This window comes from Saccharopolyspora taberi, from assembly GCF_039534165.1.
Taxonomy (GTDB): domain Bacteria; phylum Actinomycetota; class Actinomycetes; order Mycobacteriales; family Pseudonocardiaceae; genus Saccharopolyspora_D; species Saccharopolyspora_D taberi.
This window is the reverse complement of record NZ_BAAAUX010000003.1, coordinates 111,197-132,043: the sequence shown is the minus strand read 5'-3', so window position 1 is coordinate 132,043 and position 20,847 is coordinate 111,197. Positions and strand designations below refer to the sequence as shown.

Below are 20,847 nucleotides of genomic sequence, written 5' to 3'. Positions count from 1 at the left end.
CCGCGGCGTCCACGGCCGCCGCGCCTACTTCGCCGCCGCGGCGGCGATGCGGCGCCAGCGCGCCAGCGCCTTCGCGCCGCGCGGACCGTCGTCCCAGCGCGCCACGCAGCGGGCCGCCTTCCACGGCAGCACCGCGTCCACGCCGGCCTCGGTCGCCAGCTCCACCGCGAGCTCCCCGCGGTCGCCCTTGACCAGGGCCTGCGCCAGCCGGACCCGCAGCCGCGGCTGCGGCACCCGCCAGGTCTCCTCGACGGTCAGCGCCAGCGAGTCGCGGGCGGCCTCGACGACCTCGCAGCGGGCCATCCCGCCGCGCCCGTCGGACAGCAGCAGCCGCTCACCGGCGCCGATCCGGCGCACGGTGGCGGCGTGCTTGCCCTCGGGGCCGGACAGCGTGGTCCCGCCGACGCCGGGCAGCTCGTCGACGGAGAAGACCGGCAGCGACACGTCAGCGGTGCCCGAACGAGCGGAACCGCGAGAACAGGCCGTGCCGCTGGCCGTTGCCGTTGGCGGTCACGGTCGGTTCCGGTTGCTCCTCGCCGCGCAGCGAGGCCAGCTGGCGCAGCAGGTCGGCCTGCTGGTCGTCGAGCCGGGTCGGCACCACCACGTCGAGGTGGACGTGCAGGTCGCCGTGGCCGCTGACGCGGCCGTTGGAGCGCAGCTTGGGCAGCCCGTGCCCGGTGAGCACGTGCTCGGTGCCCGGCTGGGTGCCCGGCTCGACGGTCAGCTCCTCCTGGCCGCTGAGCGTGTCGAGGGTGATCACGGTGCCCAGCGCGGCGGCCGTCATCGGCACCTCGACGTTGCAGTGCAGGTCGGCGCCGTCGCGGGTGAACCGCTCGTGCGGCAGCTCCTCGACCTCGACGAACAGGTCGCCGGGCGGGCCGCCGCCGGGCCCGACCTCGCCCTCACCGGCCAGCCGCACCCGCATGCCGTCGCCGACCCCGGCCGGGATCTTGACGGTGATCGTGCGCCGCGCGCGGACCCGGCCGTCGCCGCCGCACTGCTGGCACGGATCGGTGATGACCTCGCCGAACCCGCGGCAGACCGGGCACGGCCGGGAGGTCATGACCTGGCCGAGGAACGAGCGCTGCACCGACTGGACCTCGCCGCGGCCACCGCAGGTGTCGCAGGTCGACGGCGCGCTGCCCGCCTGGGAGCCACCGCCGTCGCAGACGTCGCAGAGCACGGCGGTGTCGACGGTGATGTCCCGGTTGACACCGCTGGCGCACTCCTCCAGCGTCAGCTCCAGCCGCAGCAGCGCGTCCGAGCCCGGCTGGACGCGGCTGCGCGGGCCGCGCCCGCCGCCCGCGGCACCGCCGCCGAAGAAGGCGTCCATGATGTCGCCGAGCCCGCCGAACCCGGCGAACGGGTCGCCCCCGCCGGGGCCCGCGCCGCCGCCGTTGGACAGCGGATCGCCGCCGAGGTCGACGACCTGGCGCTTCTTCGGGTCCGAAAGGACCTCGTAGGCCGTCGTCACCTCCCGGAAGCGCTCCTGCGCACCGTCGTCGGGGTTGACGTCGGGGTGCAGTTCCCTGGCGAGCTTGCGGTAAGCCCGCTTGATCTGCTCCGGCGTAGCGTCCTTGGCCACCCCGAGGGTCCCGTAGTAGTCCCTGGCCACAGTTCTGAGTTCTTCCTCTGCTCGATCGACGGGTTCCGGGCGAGTCCGGCGGCGTTCACCGGCCGGCCAGGATCTCCCCCACGTACGCGGCAACGGCCCGTACCGCCGCCATCGTTCCCGGATAGTCCATCCGGGTGGGACCGACCACACCCATGCCGCCCAGCACCATGCCATGCGAGCCGTAGCCGGTGGACACCACCGAGGTCGTCTGCATCTCGGCGGCCTCGTTCTCCATCCCGATCCTGACCGTCACGGTCCGCGAGTCGCGGGCCGCGGCCAGCAGCTTGAGGACCACGACCTGCTCCTCGAGGGCTTCGAGGACCTGGCGCAGCGAGTTGGGGAAGTCGGTGACGTTGCGGGTGAGGTTCGGCGTGCCGCCCAGCACCATCCGCTCCTCCGGGTGCTCGACCAGCGATTCGATGAGCACGCTGCACACCCGGGTCATGGCGTCGCGCAGCTCCGGCGGCGCCTGGTCGGGCAGTTCGGCCACCGCCGCCGACGCGTCGGCCAGCCGCTTCTCGGCCATCGCCGAGTTGAGCACGCCGCGCATCCGGGAGACGTCGTCGTCGGTGATGACGTCGCCGAGGTCGACCATCCGCTGGTCCACCCGGCCGGTGTCGGTGATCAGCACCAGCATCAGCCGGGCCGGGGTGATCGTGACGACCTCGACGTGCCGCACGGTGGAGCGGGTCAGCGTCGGGTACTGCACGACCGCCACCTGCTGGGTGAGCTGGGCGAGCAGCCGCACGCTGCGGCGCATCACGTCGTCGAGGTCCAGCGCGCCCTCCAGGAACGCCTGGATCGCCCGCCGCTCGGCGCCGGTCAGCGGCTTGATCTCGTGCAGGCGGTCGACGAACAGCCGGTAGCCCTTGTCGGTCGGGATCCGGCCCGCGCTGGTGTGCGGCTGGGCGATCAGGCCCTCCTCCTCCAGCGTCGCCATGTCGTTGCGCACGGTGGCGCTGGACACCCCGAGGTTGTGCCGGTCGACGAGCGCCTTCGAGCCGACCGGCTCGTTGGTCGACACGTAGTCGGCCACGATCGCGCGCAACACCTCGAAGCGCCGCTCGTCCGCGTTCACCGTCGTCACCTCCTCTTCCGGACTGCCCGCCTGTCGAGTTTACGGTGCTCCGGCACCGCAGCCGAGAGCCGACGGGCGGCTGACCGGTAGCCTCCCGTCGACGACCAGGACCGACGATCCGCCACGGCCCGGGCCGTTGTCGGGAGGTGCCACCAGCCGTGATCTTCAAGGACGTCCGGGAAGGACGGCCCTACCCCGACCACCAGCTGTCGACCAACGACTGGTCCAAGATCCCACCCCGGCAGGTGCGGATGGAAGAGCTGGTGACCACCACCAAGGTCCTGCACCTGGACCGGCTGCTGAGCCCGGACTCGACGTTCTTCGGCGACCTGTTCCCGCACGTGGTGCAGTGGCGCGGCGAGCTGTACCTGGAGGACGGGCTGCACCGGGCGCTGCGGTCGGCCCTGCACCAGCGCACGGTCCTGCACGTCCGGGTCCTGGAGCTCGACGCGCTGCGGTAGGAATCTGAGCAGGATTGCTCATGATCGGCCGGGGCGTTGGCGCTAGCGTCGCCGGATGCCTTCGGGAAAGCACTCCGCAACCGCCCTGGCTGCCACCTTCGTCGCGGCCCCGGTCTCGGCCTGGTACGCCATCGGCCCGCTGACCGCGATCGCGCCGCCTCCGGAGGGCGCCGACTACGTCGTCCAGCCGCCGCCGATCCCGGCGTGGGCCGAGCACACCGCCGGGATCCTGGCGCTGGCCCTGCTCGCCGGAAGCGCCGTGCTGCTGTACCGCCGCACCACCGCCCGGCTCCCGGCGTGGTTGGCGTTCGGCCTGTTCGTGGTGGGCGGGCTGATCATCGGCGGCACCGCGCGGCTCGTGACCGCACCGGCCGTCGGGGCCAACATCGGGGCCGGGATCGCGATCATCTTCGGGCTGCCGACGGCCGGGGTGATGCTGGTGGCGGGTGTGGTTCTCGGGGTCGTCGCGGTGGTGCGTCAGCGGCGGGCGTGAATCCGGACGCGGGGGTGTGGGGCGGGGCGGCAGCAATAGTGAATCCGGCCACGGGGGGTGGCTCGGGGCGGCAGCGGTGGTGAATCAGGCCCCGGCGGGTGGTCTGGGGCGGCAGCAGTAGTGAATCCGCCCGCGGGGCGGATGGCGCTGCGCGCCACTGAACGCCCCATCTGGGGCGTTCAGCCCATCGGGGCGTTCAGTCAGCCTATGAGCCGCTGCACCACGCCGTCGGCGAGCAGTCGCCCGCGGTCGGTCAGTACGCAGCGGCCCGCCCGCAGCTCCGCTTCGCGCAGCAGCCCGTCCGCGACGGCCTCCTTCGCCGCGACCAGCCCTTCCTCGTCGAGGGCGTCGGTGGCCAGCCCTTCGGCCAGGCGCAGCTCCAGCATGATCCGCTCGATGCGCCGGTCCTCGGCGTCGAGCACCTCCCGGGCCTGCGCGGGCGAGCCGCCGTCGGCCAGCAGCGCCGAGTAGCGCGCCGGGTGCTTGACGTTCCACCAGCGCACGCCGCCGACGTGGCTGTGCGCTCCCGGACCGGCGCCCCACCAGTCGCCGCCCCGCCAGTAGCCGAGGTTGTGCTCGCACCGGGCGTCGTCGTCCGCGGCCCAGTTCGACACCTCGTACCAGCGCAGACCGGCGCCGCCCAGGACGCGGTCGAGCAGTTCGTAGCGGTCGGCCAGCACGTCCTCGTCGGGCATCGGCAGCTCGCCGCGGCGGACCTTGCGGGCCATCGCGGTGCCGTCCTCGACGATCAGCGAGTACGCCGAGACGTGGTCGACCCCGGCTTCCAGCACCGCGTCGGCGGAGGCCCGCAGGTCGTCGGTGGTCTCCCCCGGCGTGCCGTAGATCAGGTCGAGGTTGACGTGGCCGAAGCCCGCCGCCCGCGCCTCGCGGGCCGCCGCGACCGCGCGGCCCGGGGTGTGCCGCCGCTCCAGCACCCGCAGCACGTGCGGGGCCGCCGACTGCATGCCCAACGAGACCCGGGTGTAGCCGGCCGCCCGGATCCCCGCGAAGAACTCCGGCGAGGTCGACTCCGGGTTGGACTCGGTGGTGATTTCCGCCTCAGCCGCCAGGCCGAACGAGGCCCGGATCGCCGCCAGCACCTCGCCCAGCCGCTCCACGCCCAGCAGCGACGGCGTGCCGCCGCCGACGAACACCGTCTGCGCGGGCGGAGCCGTGCCGAGCACCCCGGCGGCGAGGTCCAGCTCGGCCCGCAACCCCTCCAGCCAGCTGCTGAAACCGGCCGAGGAGCCCAGCTCGTCGGCGGTGTAGGTGTTGAAGTCGCAGTACCCGCACCTGGTGGCGCAGAACGGGACGTGGACGTAGACGCCGAAGGGCCGGGAGCCCAGGCCGGCCAGCGCGCCGGCCGGCAGCGAGCCGTCGCGCGGGGCGGGTTCTCCGGAGGGCGGTTGAGCAGGCACGACTCCAGTGTTCCAGAGCCGGTGAACGGTCTGTTTCGGCAACGTTTCGGAACACCAACTCACGTCGAGCGCAAGACCGTCCCAGCATTCGGATGAGCTTTGTCCACGAGCTGAGCACGTGGCACGCTGACCGGCATGGTGACCGTGACGGAGCTGCTGCTGGTGGCTCGCCGCTATGTGGATCTGCGGCGCGTGTCCAGCGCACTGTGCCGTTACACGGACTGATCCCGCGCCCCGAACCGCACTGTCCAGTGGCGCCGGGCACGCCGGCTGCGAGGACCGTCAGCGCCGACGGGGTTCGAAGCGGCGTCACCGCGCCAACCACCCCCTCCGGAGGTCCGACGATGGTCCCCCCGACGGAAGCTCCCGCCCGCCGCGCCCCCGCCCGCAAGGGCAAGGGCAAGCCACGCGGCGAAGGCCAGTGGGCCCTCGGTTACCGCGAGCCGCTCAACGCCAACGAGCGGTCGAAGAAGGACGACAACCCGCTCAACGTGCGGCAGCGGATCGAGACGATCTACGCCCACCGCGGGTTCGACTCGATCGACCCCGCCGACCTGCGCGGCCGGTTCCGCTGGTGGGGTCTCTACACCCAGCGGGCCCCGGGCATCCCCGGCGCGCGCACCGGCGCCATCCCGGACGAGGAGCTCGACGACTCGTACTTCATGATGCGGGTCCGCATCGACGGCGGGGCGATGACCACCGAACAGCTGCGCGTGGTCGGTGAGATCGCCCAGACCCACGCCAGGGACACCGCCGACATCACCGACCGGCAGAACGTGCAGCTGCACTGGGTGCGGGTCGAGGACGTGCCGACGATCTGGCAGAAGCTGGAGGCCGTCGGCCTGTCCACCACCGAGGCGTGCGGCGACTGCCCGCGCGTGCTGCTGGGCTCGCCGGTCGCCGGGATCGCCGACGACGAGATCATCGACGCCACCCCGGCGGTCCGGGAGATCACCGAGCGCTACATCGGCGACCGGTCGCTGTCGAACCTGCCGCGCAAGTTCAAGTCGGCGATCAGCGGTTCGCCGCGCTGGGACACCGTGCCGGAGATCAACGACGTGTCGCTGGTCGGCGTGGTGCACCCCGAGCACGGGCCGGGCTTCGACCTGTGGGTCGGCGGCGGGCTGTCGACCAACCCGAAGCTGGCGGTCCGGCTGGGCGCCTGGGTGCCGCTGGCCGAGGCCGCCGAGGTCTGGCACGCGGTGGTGCAGGTCTTCCGCGACTACGGCTACCGCAGGCTGCGGCACCGGGCGCGGCTGAAGTTCCTGGTCGCCGACTGGGGACCGGAGAAGTTCCGGCAGGTGCTGGAGGACGAGTACCTGGGCCGCAAGCTGGTCGACGGCCCGGCCCCGGAGACGCCGGCCGCCCGCGACCACCTCGGCGTGCACAAGCAGAACGACGGCAACTACTACGTCGGGGTCAAGTCGGAGGCCGGGCGGGTCACCGGCTCGACGCTGGTGGAGGTGGCCAAGGCCGCCGAGCGGGTCGGGTCGACCAGGGTGCGCACCACCGTCGAGCAGAACCTGCTGGTGCTCGACGTTCCCGAGTCCGATGTGGACGGACTGGTCGCCGATCTCGCGGAGCTGGGCCTGCAGGCGAACCCGTCGCCGTGGCGGCGCAGCGTGATGGCCTGCACCGGCATCGAGTTCTGCAAGCTGGGCATCGTCGAGACCAAGGAACGCGCGATCGTCCTGATCAACGAGCTGGAGCAGCGGCTGGCCGACGTCCAGGGCGACGTGGACAACCCGGTCACGATCAACCTCAACGGCTGCCCCAACGCCTGCGCCCGCACCCAGGTCGCCGACATCGGGCTCAAGGGCCAGATGGTCACCGACAGCGAGGGCAACCAGGTCGAGGGCTTCCAGGTGCACCTGGGCGGCGGGCTCGGCCTCGACGCCGGGTTCGGCCGCAAGATCCGCGGGCACAAGGTGACCTCGACCGAGCTCGGCGACTACGTCGAGCGGCTGGTCCGCCGCTACCTCGACCAGCGCGAGGACGGCGAGCGGTTCGCGCAGTGGGTCGCCCGGGCCGAGGAGGACGACCTGAAGTGAGTTCACCGGAGGGCAGGGCGGTTCCGTTCTACTGCCCGTACTGCGGTGAGGAGGAGCTCACGCCGGAGGAAACCCCGGCGGGGGCCTGGAAGTGCCACTCGTGCCTGCGGGTGTTCACCGTAAGTCTCGTTGGACTCTCACTCGGAGGAACCGAACAGCCATGACTGCCGAACCCACCACCAAGATCGGCGTCCGGCGCAGCGACGAGGAGCTGCGCGCCCTGGTCGAGCAGGCCGCCCCGCGGCTGGCCGAGGCCACCGCGCAGGAGGCGCTGAGCTGGGCCGCCGAAACCTTCGGCGACGGCCTGATCGTCGCGTCGAACATGCAGGACGCGCTGCTGGTCGACCTGGCCGCCAAGGCGAAGCCGGGCGTGGACGTGCTGTTCCTGGAGACCGGTTACCACTTCGCCGAGACCATCGGCACCCGCGACGCGGTGGCCCAGGTCTACGACGTCAACGTGGTCAACGCGCTGCCCGCGCAGACGGTCGCCGAGCAGGACGCGAGCGAGGGGCCGCGGCTGTTCGAGCGCGACCCGAACCGCTGCTGCTTCCTGCGCAAGGTGGTGCCGCTGCGGGACACGCTGGCGCGCTACGAGGCGTGGGTGACCGGGGTGCGCCGGGTGGAGGCCCCGACGAGGGCCAACACGCCCATCGTGACTTGGGACGAACGCAACAACCTGGTCAAGGTGAATCCGCTGGCAGCATGGAGCGATGCGGAAGTGGACGCCTACATCGCCGAGCACGGGGTCCTGGTGAACCCGTTGGTCCCGGCCGGTTACCCGTCGATCGGGTGCCAGCCGTGCACGGCGAAGCCGGCGCCCGGCGCGGACCCGCGCAGCGGACGATGGGCCGGAACGGCGAAGACGGAGTGCGGCCTGCACGGCTGAATCGTGGCGCGGTGGTCCCGGTCGACCACCGCTCACGAGGGGAGGAAGTAGGAGAGATGACCACCGACGCGATCGAACTGCCGGACCACCCGGCGTCCGGGGACGCGCCACCGCAGGTCGACAACCTGGACGCCCTGGAGTCCGAGGCGATCCACATCTTCCGCGAGGTCGCGGGGGAGTTCGACCGGCCGGTGATCCTGTTCTCCGGCGGCAAGGACTCGACGGTTCTGGTGCACCTGGCGCTCAAGGCGTTCTGGCCCGCACCGGTCCCGTTCCCGCTGCTGCACGTCGACACCGGGCACAACTTCGGCGAGGTCATCGACTTCCGCGACGAGCTGGTCGCCCGCCACGACCTGCGGCTGGTGGTGGCCTCGGTGCAGGACTACATCGACGACGGGCGGCTGCAGGAGCGGCCGGACGGCACCCGCAACCCGCTGCAGACCACGCCGCTGCTGGACGGCATCAGCGAGAACCGCTTCGACGCGGTCTTCGGCGGCGGTCGCCGCGACGAGGAGCGGGCCCGGGCCAAGGAGCGGATCTTCAGCCTGCGCAACGCCTTCGGGCAGTGGGACCCGCGCCGCCAGCGGCCCGAGCTGTGGAACCTCTACAACGGCAGGCACCGGCCGGGCGAGCACGTCCGGGTGTTCCCGCTGTCGAACTGGACCGAGCTCGACATCTGGCGCTACATCCAGCGGGAGAAGATCGAGCTGCCGCAGATCTACTTCGCGCACCGCCGCGAGGTGTTCCAGCGCGACGGCATGTGGCTGACCTCCGGACCGTGGGGCGGGCCGCGCGACGGGGAGGAACCGGTGGAGAAGACGGTCCGCTACCGCACGGTCGGCGACGGCTCCTGCACCGGCGCGGTGGAGTCCGAGGCGTACACGGTGGACGACGTGATCGCGGAGGTCGCGGCCAGCAGGCTCACCGAGCGCGGCGCGACCCGGGCCGACGACCGGATGTCGGAGGCGGCGATGGAAGACCGCAAGCGGGAAGGCTACTTCTAGATGCCCGTCTTCGAAGCGCGCCCGCCTTTCGAAGCGGTGCAGCCGCTTGGCCCACGCACGCAACCGGCACCGCTGCTCAAAACGAGTTCGAGGACTTCCACATGACCGAGACCACCACCCGCACGGCGCCCGATTCCGGCACGACCGTGACCCTGCCCGTGCACACCGACCAGCTGCGGCTGGCCACCGCCGGTTCCGTCGACGACGGCAAGAGCACGCTGGTCGGTCGGCTGCTGCACGACACCAAGTCGGTGCTCGCCGACCAGCTCGACGCGGTGCACCGCGCCAGCGCGGACCGCGGGCTCCAGACGCCGGACCTGTCGCTGCTGGTCGACGGCCTGCGCGCGGAGCGCGAGCAGGGCATCACCATCGACGTCGCCTACCGGTACTTCGCGACGCCGAAGCGGTCGTTCGTGCTCGCCGACACCCCGGGCCACGTGCAGTACACCCGCAACACGGTCACCGGCGCGTCCACCGCGCAGCTCGCGGTGCTGCTGGTCGACGCGCGCAAGGGCGTGCTGGAGCAGACCCGGCGGCACGCGGCGGTCCTGGCGCTGCTGGGCGTCCCGCGGCTGGTGCTGGCCGTCAACAAGATCGACATGGTCGGCTACGACGAGGCCACCTACCGGCGGATCGCAGCGGAGTTCACCGCGCACGCCGCCAAGCTGGGCTACGCCGACGGCACCGTGGTGACGATCCCGGTTTCGGCGCTGCACGGTGACAACGTCGTGGAGCGCTCCGAGCAGACGCCCTGGTACACCGGGCCGGCGCTGCTGGAGCACCTGGAGAGCGTGCCGGTCGCCCCGGACCCGCACGACGCGCCGTTCCGGATGCCGGTGCAGTACGTGATCCGCCCGCGCACGGCCGAGCACCCGGACTACCGCGGTTACGCGGGCCAGGTGGCCGCCGGCGTGGTGGCCGAGGGCGACGAGGTCGTGGTGCTTCCCGCGGGCGTGCGCACGCGGGTGTCCAAGGTGGACACTCCAGACGGTTCGGTGCCGCGCGCCGCGGCGGGGCGGTCGGTGACGGTCCTGCTGGAGGACGACGTCGACATCTCGCGCGGCGATCTGATCGCCGCGGCGGAGTCGGCTCCGGCGGTCACCGACGAGATCGACGCGACGGTCTGCTGGCTCGCCGAGAAGGCGCTGCGGCCGGGAGCGCGGGCGCTGGTCAAGCACGGCACCCGCACGGTGCAGGCGATCGTCACCGAGCTGTCGGCCCGCTTCGACGAGCAGCAGCTGTCCAGTGTGGACGCACCGGATTCGCTGGAGCTCAACGAGATCGGCCGGGTCCGGCTGCGCACCTCGGAGCCGCTGCCGGTGGACGACTACGCCGCCAGCAGGCGCACCGGCTCGTTCCTGGTGATCGACCCGTCCGACGGCACCACCCTCGCGGCCGGTCTGGTCGGCCGTCCGCTGGCGCCGCTGGCCGAGTGAGCCGGATGACCGCTCCACTGGTCGCCGTCGCGCACGGCAGCCGCGATCCGCGTTCCGCGGCCACGATCCACGGCCTGATGGACGTGGTCCGCGCGCTGCGCCCGGAACTCGACGTCCGCACGGCGTTCCTGGACCTGTCGGCACCGCGCCTGGGCGACGTGCTCAGCGCGGTGCACGGCGACGGGTACGGCGAAGCGGTGGTGGTCCCGCTGCTGCTCGGCCGCGCGTTCCACGCCCGCGTCGACGTGCCCGCCGCCGTGGCCGAGGTGCAGCAGCGCTACCCGCGGTTCCTGGTGCACGTCAGCGACGTCCTCGGCCCCGACCAGCGGCTGGCCGACGCCGCGTGGCGGCGGCTGGCGCAGGCCGGGGTCAGCCCCGACGACCCGGAACTCGGCGTCGTCCTGGCCGGGGCCGGCTCATTGCACGACCCGGCGAACCGGCTCGCTGCCGAGGTCGCGGCCCGCTGGCAGGCCGGCACGTCCTGGGCCGGGGTCGTGGCGGCGTTCGCCGCCGCGGCCGAGCCCGACGTGCCCGCCGCCGTCGCGCGGTTGCGGGCCCGGGGCGCGCTGCGGTTCGCCGTCGGCTCCTGGTTCCTGGCCCCCGGCCTGCTGCCGGACCGGATCGAGCGGCTCGCCCGCGAGCACACCGGCGCACCGGCGCTGGCGGCGCCGATGGCCGACGACACCGGGGTGGCGGAGCTGATCCTCCAGCGCTACGACGACGTCCGGGCCGCCGTCTCCCGGCCGCAGGAGTTCTCCCCCGCGCTGTGACCGAAGGTGTGCCGGGCTGCTGGCCAGCACTAGAATCGGCGCCATGAGCGTCACTCATGACGACCTCCACCAGCTTGTCGAGCAGCTGCCGAGCGACAAGCTGGACGACGCCGCGTCCGCGCTGGTACTGCTCGTCACGCAGACGATGGAGCTGGCCGACGAGCCCGTTCGCGATCTGACCGGATATGCGGGTTCGTTCTCCGCGGAGCCGGACCTCGGCGAGCGCTCGGAGGAGTACCTGCACGGCCGGTTCCGCGGCGACAGCGGCGATTCGTGATCATCGTTGACACGGGTCCGCTGGTCGCACTGGGCAACCTTCGGGATCACCACCATTCGGCGTGCATGGATCTGTTCTCCCGGTACCCGGGAAAACTTCTGGTGCCTTCCACCGTCATTGCGGAAACCTGCTGGCTGCTCGAAAGCCGTGTCGGCGTCACCGCCGAAGTGATGTTCCTGGACCAAGTGCGCAGCGGCATGTTCGAGCTGGCGGAACTCTCCGGCGAGGATCTTGACCGGGTGCGCGAGCTGGTCTCGAAGTACTCGGACCTCCCGCTCGGCACGACCGACGCATCCGTGGTGAGCATCGCCGAACGGCTGGGCGTGGCCGCTGTCGCGACTCTGGATCGCCGCCACTTCTCGGTCGTGCGTCCGCGCCACGTCCCGGCCTTCGCGCTGCTGCCCTGAACACCGAGCGTCGCGACAGCCGCCGTTGGGATGAACGGCGTCCTGCATCCAGCGGCCGGAACTGCGCCGTTGTTGCGCAATTTCGGCATTCGGCGCCCCGCCGCGCAACCTTCCGTGGATGATGCGTCACGTGCGGTCCGACTGGTCGCACGACCACCGGCGGCGGCGCGGAACAACCTCCGACACTTCCGGTCGCTGCCGGACCCGAACCTGCTGGCGGCATCATGAACGCGCACACGCACCTGATCGCACGGGTCCGCCCGGAGCTCGCGCGCACCGAGCAGGAGCTGTCCTGCCACCTGTTCCCGCTGCCCCCCGACGGCGCGGTGCCCGAGTCGCTGCGCGCCTACTGCGGGTTCGACATCACCCCCGGGCAGGCCGAGCAGCTGGACGGCCCGGTCGGGATGCCGTGCATGCCGTGCCTGCTGCGCGCGGCGCTGGTCGGCTGAGCGCTCGCCGTGGGAAACCCCTTGCTGACTCAGCGTATTTTCGGCGAACACTAAACTTCACACCATGTGGCCATGAGAGAGTGATCCCTTAGCGACGAGAGGTCGGAACCCATAGCCGACCGTGTGCGTCGCACTCAAACACTGCACTGTCGGGCGATAGGTGATCGCGTCGATGGCTGGGATCAAGGGCTGGACGAGAAGTCGGGGGCACAAGCGGGAGATGAACACGCAGCAGCCGAACCGGCCGGTCATCACACCGGCCATGCGGGAGCAGGCCACCAAGCAGCCCAACACCTGGCTGTACGTGGTCGACCCGATCTTCACCGATCCGAACGCGGAGGTCCCGCCGTGGGGGTTCATCGGCGGCTACCGGGTCGACGAGCGCGGTGAGCTCACCGACGACTTCTCCCCCAACCCGAACTACCGCCCCTCCCCGGTGGCGCTGCGGCTGCCCGCGCCGACCAACGACGCCGAGCGCGCCCTCCAGCTCACCACCACCGGCTACGCCCCCGGCCAGACCCTGCTGGCCGCGCTGCTGGACGCCGAGCTGATCCTGTTCGCCCAGCCGCAGGGCAGCGGCCTGTTCACGATGGAGCACGAGTCCGGCAGGCGGCAGCTCCAGCTGTTCACCTCCGACGGGTTCCTGCCGTCGAACTGGACTAGCTGGCAGCGGATGACCGGCCGCCAGCTCGCCGAGCTCAAGGTCACCGGGATGGACCTGCAGATCAACCCGACCAGCCCGGTCAAGGCCCGCATCCCCGCCGAGGACCTGGTCAACGCCGCGGCGGCGGTCCCGCCCAAGGCACCCGCGGTGCCGCCCGCCGCGCAGGCGCCCGCGGAACCGGCGGCGCCCCCGGCCGCGGAACCGGCGGCGAAGGCACCGCAGCCCGACCCGGCCGAGACCGACTTCGGCCGCCGGTTCATCGGCTCGATGCTGGCGGGCGCGATCGGCGACGCGCTGGGCGCGGCGGTGGAGTTCTACCCGGTCGACCAGATCCGCAGCCGCTACGGCGCGCAGGGCGTCAGCGACTACGACCGCGCGGGCGAGCGCCCCGGCGAGTTCACCGACGACACCCAGATGGCGATGTTCACGCTGGAAGGGCTGATCCGGGGCCACATCGCGACCCGGACCACCGAAGCCGAGAGCCCGCTGTCGGCGATCCAGCTCGCCTACCAGCGGTGGCTGCACACCCAGGGCTACGCCTGGCCGCGCGCGGCGGGACCGTTCGTCGACAGCCACCCCGAGCCCGACGGGTGGCTGATCGGGCAGCGCGAGCTGTTCGCCGTGCGCTCCCCCAACAGCAGCTGCATCACCGCGCTGCGGGAGTTCGCGTCGGTCGGCGCGCCCGGCACGTTCGAGCGCGCGATCAACGACTCCGACGACTGCGGCGGTGTCGTCCGCGCGGCCCCGGTGGCGCTCTGGTCGGACGACCCGCAGGCGGTCTTCGAGCTGGCCGCCGCGACCGCGGCGCTGACCTACTCCAAGCCCACCGGGTACCTGCCCGCCGGTGTCCTCGCCGTGATCGTGCACCGGCTGCTGCGCGGGGAACCGCTGGAGGAAGCGCTGGCCCAGTCCCGGGTGCTGCTCGGCGACTACCGGGGGCACCGCGAGGTGGACGCCGCGCTGCAGGCCGCGGTCGACCTCGCCGCGCAGGGCAGGCCAAGCCCCGAGGAGCTCAAGGACCAGCTCGGCGGTGGCTGGGCCGCGCACGAGGCGCTGGCCATCGCGCTGTGCGCGGCGCTGAGCACCGACAGCATCGCCGCCGCGGTGATGGTCGCGGTGAACCACTCCGGCGACAGCGACTCGACCGGCGCGATCTGCGGCAACATCGTCGGCGCGAGGTACGGCGCGACCGCGCTGCCCGGTGTCTGGCTGCGGGACCTCCAGCACAGCCAGCTCGTGGAGGCCCTGGCCAAGGACGCGTTGCTGGAGTTCAGCGCGCAGCCGCCGACCGGTTCGGCGTGGACGCAGCGGTACCCGGCGGAGAAGGACATCTCCAGCCTGGTGTTCACCTCCACCCTGCCCGCGGCGGGCGACGAACCCGAGGAACCGGAGCCCGAGCCGGAGCCGGAGGTCGTCGAGCCGGGGAACGTCGAGCCGGAGGACGACTCCGAACCGGCGATCAAGGTGCCGACGGAAACCCGCACGGTGCAACGGGAAAGCGCGCAGAAGCGGCTCGACCCGAACTCCCCCGACCCGGACGCCCCCCACTCGAACCCAGAGGAGCCGTCGCCGGAGGTCACCCAGCGCACAGGCGTTCCGGTGCGGCAGGCGGAGTCGGGGAAGGCGGGCGGCCCGGCGCCGCAGCCCGAGCCCGCTGCTCAGCCAGCGCCCACGGCTCAGCCGGAGCCCGTGGCGCAGTCGGCGCCCGCTGCTCAGCCGACGCCCGTGGCGCAGCCCGAGCCCGTTGCGGTCGGTGCTGCCGCCGCGGCGGCGGGTGCTGGCGCAGCAGCGGTCGGTGCCGCAGCTGTCGAGGCGAAATCCGGCGCAGCGACCCCCGAAACCTCCAACGCGGCGAAGTCCGAGCCCGCGACCGCCCCGAGGAAGTCGGGCGCAGCCACGCCGGAAGCCGCAGCGAAGCCCGCAGCAGCAGTTCCCGAGGCAGCCAAGACTCCTGAGGCAGCCAAGGCTCCCGAGACCGCCAAGGCTCCTGAGACCGCCAAGGCTCCTGAAGCTGCCAAGACTCCCGAGACCGCCAACGCGGCGAAGTCCGAAGCAGCGGCGCCTGGGGCTGCCGCCCCGGCGAACTCCGCTGCCCCGAACCCCGGAGCTGCCACTCCGGCGAGGCCCGGTCCGGCAACCCCGACCAGCCCGGCAACCCCGGCAACCTCTGCCAGCCCGGCAATTCCGACGAGCACAGCCACCCCGGCCAGCCCCGTCACCCCGGCAAGCCCAGCGGCTCCGGCCGGCCCCGCGACCCCGGCCGAGGCCGGAGCAGCGGCGAAAGCCCCGGCCCCGGCGGAGCAGCCCGCCCCCGCGCGTCCCGAATCGCCGCAAGCGCCCGCGCAGCAACCGAAACCCGCCGCCGCGAAACCCGCTGCAACGCCCACGGCCGCAACGCCCCCAGCCGCGAAACCCGCCGAAGCTCCCGCCGAGCGGGACGCCCGGGTGCTGGGCTTCCTGCTCGGCGGCGCGGTCGGTGACGCGCTGGGCTACCCGGTCGAGGACGAGTCGATCGACTCCATCCGCGCCAAGTACGGCCGCTCCGGGCTCACCGACTTCGTCGACGCGCACCGCCCCGGCGGTTCGATCAGCGACGACACCCAGATGACCCTGTTCACCCTGGAAGGGCTCATCCGCGCCGGCATCCGCCGCAGGCTCTACGGCGAGACCGAGCCCGCGACCCAGGTCCAGCACGCCTACCAGCGCTGGCTGCACACCCAGGGCTTCGACTGGCGCGACGCGGGCGGCCCGATCGCGGGCTCGCCGCCGGACGGCTGGCTGATCGAGCAGAAGGGCCTGTTCGTCCGCCGCGCGCCGGGGGCCACCTCGATACAGGCCCTCCACGGCTACGCCAGCGGCAACGCGCTGGGCACCTTCGGCAACCGGCTCAACGACTCCAAGGGCTGCGGTGGCGTCATGCGCGCCGCCCCGGCCGCGCTGTGGTCCGACGACGCGACCGAGGTGTTCCGGGTCGGTGCGCTGACCGCGGCGCTGACCCACGGCCACCCCAGCGGTTTCCTGCCCGCGGGCGCGCTGGCGGTCATCGTCGGTCAGCTGCTGGCCGGCCGGTCGATCCCGGAGGCTGTGGACCGCGCGCTCACCGAACTGTCCACTTGGGACGGTCATGAGGAGACCGCGGACGCGCTGCGGCGCGCGATCGAGCTGGCCGCCGAGGGCACCCCGACTCCGGAGCGGATGCACGAGCGGCTCGGCGAGGGCCACGTCGGGCAGGAGACGCTGGCGATCGCGGTGTGCGCGGCGCTGTCGCACCCGAACTCGTTCGTCGAGGCGGTGCTGCAGGCGACCAACCACTCCGGTGACAGCGACTCCAGTGGTGCGATCTGCGGCAACATCATGGGCGCCGTGCACACCGCGGAGGTCATCCCCGGCAAGTGGCGGAACAAGCTCGAACTCCGCGACGTCATCGCCCAGCTGGCCACCGACGCCGCGCGCGAGTTCGGCGAGAACCCGCCGTCGGAGCCCGGGTGGCTGGAGCGCTACCCCGTCGGCGGCGCGGAGGAACCGGCGGCCCAGGAAGCCGGGGAGCCGGAGGCTCCGGCCGCCGAGGACGACTCCGACGACAACCTCTCCGACGAGGAGCTGCGCCTGCTCGCCGCCTGGCGGAAGTTCCGCGACAGCGACGAGGACGCGCCGTCGGACCTGTCGCTGGGCCTGCACAAGCTGCTGGTGGAGGCGTTCGGCGAGGAGCGCGCCGCGCAGCTCGTCGGGGAGGCCGCCGAGGAGGAAGCCGAAGCCGGGGAGGACGAGCTCGCAGGCGAAACCCCGGTCGAGCTGACCCGGCAGGAGCGCCTGGCCGGTTGCGCGCTCGGCGGTGCGGTCGGCGACGCGCTCGGCGCGCCGTGGACGTTCACCAGCCTGAACCACATCCTGCGGGAGAACCCGGACGGCGTCCGGGAGTTCCGCGAGCACTTCGGCCGCCTCGGCGCCGCGAGCGCGCTGGGCCAGCAGTCGGTGTTCGTGCTCGACGGCCTGATCCGCTCGGCCATCCGCAGCATCCTGCGCGGGATCGGCGGATCGCTGCCCGGCAAGGTGCGCGGCACGTTGCAGCACTGGATGTTCGCGCAGGGCGCGCACATCCAGCCGGTGTTCGAGCCCGGTGAGCTGACGCGGTCCGAGGCCCTGCGCGCGCAGCGGTTCCCGGACGAAACCACCGTCACCGCGCTGGCCCGGCTGGGCAACGCCAACCACCTCCCCACCGCGGGCAACCCGCCGAACTCCGCGACCACCGCCGCCGCGACGGTGCGCGGCGCGGTCCTCGGCTTCCAGGTCAGCGCTCCGGAGGACGCCGTCTCGGTCGGCGCCGAGATCGCGGTCATCACCCACGGCGCTCCCGACGGCTACCTGCCCGCCGGGGCGCTGGCCGGGCTGATCGCCGCGCTGGCTGGTGGCCAGACCCTGGCCGACTCGGTCCGCGCGGTGCTCGCCGAGCTGGACCGGCGGGAGGGCGCCGAGACCACCGCGACCGCGCTGCGGTCCGCGCTGGAGCTGGCGGGTTCCGGCCCGGTGCCGCCGACCGCGCTGGAAGAACTCGGCGCAGGCTGGGACGCGCCCGAGGCGCTGGCGATCGCGGTGGCCGCGGCCCTGTCGCACCCGAACTCGTTCGCCGACGCGGTCGCGCTCGCCGCCACCCACAGCGGCAACAGCGCGGCGACCGCGGCCATCTGCGGCAGCCTGCTCGGCACCGCGCGCGGGGCGCAGGCGATCCCGGAGGAGTGGACCAGGGACCTCGAACTCGCGGAGGTCCTGGAAACCCTGATCACCGACGCAGGCCGGATCTCGTCGGAGATCTACACCGACCAGCGACCGCCCGAGTGGGCGCAGCGCTACCTGTCGTCGTAGATGGACCGAGCACGGGACGGACTCAGCGAAGCGGAACGGACCCTGCTGGCGACCTGGCGGGAGGTCCGGCGCGGCGCGGTGTCCGGACCGCGGCTCGACCCGGTCGAGCGGGCGCTGCTCGACCGGTGGCGGACCTGGCGGGAGTCCCCCGCCACCCGGCCGCCGTGGGGCGCGGCGCTCCAGCACCGGCTCGGCGCCGGGCAGGCGCCCGCCCCCGCGACCGGGCTGGCCGACGCGCCGGAGGCGCCGAGCCGGTTCCTCGGGATGCTGCTCGGCGCCGCGGCCGGGGAGCTCGTCGCGCAGGGCGAGGTCGGCCAGCGCTCGGCGGCGCTGCTGTTCGCCCTGGAAGGTCTGGTCGGCGCGCACACGCGGCTGCGGCTGTCCGGCGACGGTGATCCGCTCGACGGCGCTTCCGAGGGCCTCCGGCGGTGGCTGCACAGCCGGGGAATTCCTTGGCGCGACTGCGGTTCCGAGCAGGAGTCGCCGGACGGCCTGCTGGTCGGCGCACCGGAGCTGCGGTCCCGCCGCAGCGACGAGCCGACGATGCTGGCCGCGCTCGCCCAGATCGCCGCGGGCAAACCGGCGGGCACCCGCCAGCAGCCGATCAACGGGTTCGACTCCGCCACCGCGGTGCCGCTCGGCGCACTGGCGGCGTTGTGGCGGGCCGGAGCCGACGTGTTCCCGCTGGCCGTCGACCTGGCCGCGCTGACCCACGGGCATCCGGACGGACACCGCCCGGCCGGCGTCCTCGGGACCGCGATTTCGTTGCTGCTGCGCGGTTCTTCGCTCCGGGACGCCTTGGGAGCAGGGCTCGCGCGGTGGCCGTCGGAGCACCTGCGGCGCGCGCACCGGCTCGGGCTCGACAGCCCCGCCGGAACGGTTCCCGCGCGGCGGCACCTCGACTCCATGGGCGCGGGGCGCAGTGACTCCATGGGCGCGGGGCGCAGTGATTCGATGGGCGCGGGGCGCAGCGGCACCGAGGTGCTGGGCATCGCGATCCGGGTGGCCACCGCGTGCGAGGACGACTTCGCCACCGCGGTCCGCGTCGCCGCCGACCACAGCGGCGACGCGGCGACTTCGGCCGTGCTGTGCGGACAGCTGCTCGGCGCCCTGCACGGCCCGACCGCGATCCCACCGGGCCTGCTGGCGGACCTGCCGACGCTGAAGCTGGCCGAGCGGATCGCCACCGACGCCACCACCGAGTTCGGCCCCTACCCGGACGAGTCCGAGGCGTGGACCGCCCGGTACCCGGTCGGCGCCGCCACCGAGCCGCAGCGCGACGGGCTCGCCGCCACCCCGCGCCTGGCCGCGTCCCGCGACCGGTTCCTCGGCGCGGTGCTCGGCTGCGCGGTCGGCGAAGCCCTCGGCGGGCCGATCGCGGGCGACAGCTGGGCCGAGATCCGGGACCGCCACGGCGAGTCCGGCCTCCGGTCCTACGTGCCCGCCGGCCATCCGGCGGGACGGCTGGGCAGCGACACCCAGCTGATGCTGTTCTCGCTGGAAGGCATGATCCGCGCCGGGGTGGCCAGGGAGCACGGCGTCACCGACCCGTCCCGGCACATCCAGCACGCCTACCAGCGCTGGCTGCACACCCAGCACCTCAGCTGGGCGCGCGCGGCGGGCGAGTTCCTGCGGCACACCCCGGAGCCCGACGGCTGGCTGGTGCGGCAGCGGGCGCTGTTCCAGACCCGCAACCCGGGGCGGACGATGATGCGCACGCTCATCGCGTTCGCCAAGGGGCAGCAGGAGATGGGGACGCCCGAGCGCCCGGTCAGCGACTCCAAGGGCAGCACCGCGGTCATGCGCGCGGTGCCCGCGGCGCTGTGGAGCGACGACCCGGCCGAGGTGTTCCGGGTCGGCATGAACACCGCCGCGCTCACCCACGGCGATCCGGTGGCCTACCTCAGCGCGGGGACGCTTGCGTTCCTGGTGTCGAGGCTGCTCGACGGGGCGGAGCTGCCGGACGCGGTGGAGGAGGCGATGGCGCACCTGGCCCGGCAGCGGGGCCACGCCGAGGTCAGCCGCGCGCTCGCGACCGCGGTCCGGCTCGCCGAGAGCGGCGCGTCCGCCGAGACCGTGGAGGCGACCATCGGTGGCGGCTGGAGCGCGCCGGAAGCCCTGGCGATCGGCCTGTTCGCCGCGCTGTCGGCGGGCGGGGACTTCGACGTGGCGCTGCCCGCGGCGGTGAACCACTCCGGCAACAGCGCCACCACCGGCGCGGTCTGCGGCAGCCTGGTCGGCGCGAGCGTCGGCGCGGAGGCGATCCCGGAGCACTGGATCACGGACCTGGAACTGGCCGAGGTCATCGAGCAGCTGGCCCGGGACGCGGCGCTGGAGTTCGGCCCCCGCCCGCCTCGCGGCGCGGAGTGGCTGGAGCGCTACCCGGCCACCTGACCGAGAAGGGGCGCGAGAGAGCGGAACCGGCCCCTAACGCCCCAGCACGCGCAGCAGCTCGGTGCGGATCTCGTCGTACCCGAGCGGCTCGATGTCGAGCAGCATGCGCGCGCAGATCCCCTCCGACACGTCGACGAACGCGAGGACGGTCGCCGGGTCGTCGGTGTGCTGCGAAGCCACCTCGACGACCTGGTCCCGCCACCGCTGCGCGATCGGCCGGAGCGCGGGCCTGCGGGCGGCGAGCAGGGTCAGCTCCCGCTCGGCCATCGCGCGACCGCGCCCCGGACCGCCGACGTCGGCGATGAGCTGGGCGATCGCGTCGACCTCGGACCGGCCGTCGGCGACGAGCTCCCGGAGCTGGCCGATGTACTCGTCGATGGCGGCGCTGAGCGCGGCGACCAGCAGGTCGTCCAGGGTCGCGAAGTAGTAGACCGCGGAACTGGCCGGACATCCCACTTCCCTGGCCACCGCTCGGTGGGTCAGCCCGGCGACCCCGTCGCGTTCCACGACCGCCAGCGTCGCCGCGATGAGCTCCGCGCGCCTGCGCCGTCCTCGTGCCTTCCTGCCGTCCTCGGTCAATGCTG

Annotated in this window: 17 protein-coding genes and 1 pseudogene; 13 read left to right on the top strand and 5 right to left on the bottom strand. The window is 73.2% G+C overall.

What is annotated here, in order from left to right:
- Positions 1-51: 51 nt before the first annotated feature.
- The 3 genes and pseudogenes from ABD691_RS03320 to hrcA form a co-directional block, all read right to left on the bottom strand.
- Positions 52-444: pseudogene (locus tag ABD691_RS03320) on the bottom strand (RsmE family RNA methyltransferase); the annotation flags it as partial.
- A 1-nt stretch (position 445) separates the two neighbouring features.
- Positions 446-1,615 carry a molecular chaperone DnaJ gene (gene dnaJ, locus ABD691_RS03315; protein WP_344677848.1) on the bottom strand — a complete coding sequence of 390 codons (1,170 nt, stop codon included), beginning with the start codon at positions 1,613-1,615 and terminating at the stop codon, positions 446-448.
- 55 nt (positions 1,616-1,670) lie between these two features.
- Positions 1,671-2,693, bottom strand: a complete 1,023-nt coding sequence (hrcA, locus tag ABD691_RS03310) for a heat-inducible transcriptional repressor HrcA (protein ID WP_344677847.1) — start codon at positions 2,691-2,693, stop codon at positions 1,671-1,673.
- Between the two features lie 158 nt (positions 2,694-2,851).
- Between hrcA and ABD691_RS03305 the strand changes: the two genes are divergently transcribed.
- Both ABD691_RS03305 and ABD691_RS03300 read left to right on the top strand, forming a co-directional pair.
- Positions 2,852-3,154, top strand: coding sequence for a type II toxin-antitoxin system VapB family antitoxin (locus tag ABD691_RS03305; RefSeq protein ID WP_344677846.1), 303 nt, complete (start codon positions 2,852-2,854; stop codon positions 3,152-3,154).
- Positions 3,155-3,209: 55 nt separating this feature from the next.
- On the top strand, positions 3,210-3,647 hold the full coding sequence (locus tag ABD691_RS03300; RefSeq protein ID WP_344677845.1) for a hypothetical protein: 438 nt from the start codon (positions 3,210-3,212) through the stop codon (positions 3,645-3,647).
- 200 nt (positions 3,648-3,847) lie between these two features.
- Here ABD691_RS03300 and hemW read toward each other — a convergent pair whose 3' ends face one another.
- Complete coding sequence (gene hemW / locus ABD691_RS03295; RefSeq protein ID WP_344677844.1) at positions 3,848-5,065, bottom strand: radical SAM family heme chaperone HemW; 1,218 nt, start codon at positions 5,063-5,065, stop codon at positions 3,848-3,850.
- Positions 5,066-5,200: 135 nt separating this feature from the next.
- Between hemW and ABD691_RS03290 the strand changes: the two genes are divergently transcribed.
- From ABD691_RS03290 to ABD691_RS03240, 11 genes are all read left to right on the top strand, one after another.
- Positions 5,201-5,290, top strand: a complete 90-nt coding sequence (locus ABD691_RS03290; RefSeq protein ID WP_344677843.1) for a putative leader peptide — start codon at positions 5,201-5,203, stop codon at positions 5,288-5,290.
- A gap of 119 nt (positions 5,291-5,409) precedes the next feature.
- On the top strand, positions 5,410-7,116 hold the full coding sequence (locus ABD691_RS03285) for a nitrite/sulfite reductase (protein ID WP_344677842.1): 1,707 nt from the start codon (positions 5,410-5,412) through the stop codon (positions 7,114-7,116).
- Positions 7,117-7,276: 160 nt separating this feature from the next.
- Positions 7,277-8,002 carry a phosphoadenylyl-sulfate reductase gene (locus ABD691_RS03280; protein WP_344677841.1) on the top strand — a complete coding sequence of 242 codons (726 nt, stop codon included), beginning with the start codon at positions 7,277-7,279 and terminating at the stop codon, positions 8,000-8,002.
- A gap of 56 nt (positions 8,003-8,058) precedes the next feature.
- Positions 8,059-9,006, top strand: a complete 948-nt coding sequence (gene cysD / locus ABD691_RS03275) for a sulfate adenylyltransferase subunit CysD (protein WP_344677840.1) — start codon at positions 8,059-8,061, stop codon at positions 9,004-9,006.
- Between the two features lie 101 nt (positions 9,007-9,107).
- Positions 9,108-10,442, top strand: a complete 1,335-nt coding sequence (locus tag ABD691_RS03270; protein ID WP_344677839.1) for a sulfate adenylyltransferase subunit 1 — start codon at positions 9,108-9,110, stop codon at positions 10,440-10,442.
- Between the two features lie 5 nt (positions 10,443-10,447).
- Complete coding sequence (locus tag ABD691_RS03265; RefSeq protein ID WP_344677838.1) at positions 10,448-11,212, top strand: sirohydrochlorin chelatase; 765 nt, start codon at positions 10,448-10,450, stop codon at positions 11,210-11,212.
- 43 nt (positions 11,213-11,255) lie between these two features.
- Complete coding sequence (locus tag ABD691_RS03260) at positions 11,256-11,489, top strand: hypothetical protein (RefSeq protein WP_344677837.1); 234 nt, start codon at positions 11,256-11,258, stop codon at positions 11,487-11,489.
- On the top strand, positions 11,486-11,896 hold the full coding sequence (locus ABD691_RS03255; RefSeq protein ID WP_344677836.1) for a type II toxin-antitoxin system VapC family toxin: 411 nt from the start codon (positions 11,486-11,488) through the stop codon (positions 11,894-11,896). The genes ABD691_RS03260 and ABD691_RS03255 overlap by 4 nt, the downstream gene beginning before the upstream one ends.
- A 224-nt stretch (positions 11,897-12,120) precedes the next feature.
- Positions 12,121-12,345, top strand: coding sequence for a hypothetical protein (locus tag ABD691_RS03250; RefSeq protein ID WP_344677835.1), 225 nt, complete (start codon positions 12,121-12,123; stop codon positions 12,343-12,345).
- Positions 12,346-12,517: 172 nt separating this feature from the next.
- Complete coding sequence (locus tag ABD691_RS03245) at positions 12,518-17,869, top strand: type VII secretion system-associated protein (RefSeq protein ID WP_344677834.1); 5,352 nt, start codon at positions 12,518-12,520, stop codon at positions 17,867-17,869.
- Positions 17,870-20,263 carry an ADP-ribosylglycohydrolase family protein gene (locus ABD691_RS03240; protein ID WP_344677833.1) on the top strand — a complete coding sequence of 798 codons (2,394 nt, stop codon included), beginning with the start codon at positions 17,870-17,872 and terminating at the stop codon, positions 20,261-20,263.
- 33 nt (positions 20,264-20,296) lie between these two features.
- Here ABD691_RS03240 and ABD691_RS03235 read toward each other — a convergent pair whose 3' ends face one another.
- On the bottom strand, positions 20,297-20,842 hold the full coding sequence (locus tag ABD691_RS03235; protein ID WP_344677832.1) for a TetR/AcrR family transcriptional regulator: 546 nt from the start codon (positions 20,840-20,842) through the stop codon (positions 20,297-20,299).
- Positions 20,843-20,847 lie beyond the last annotated feature (5 nt).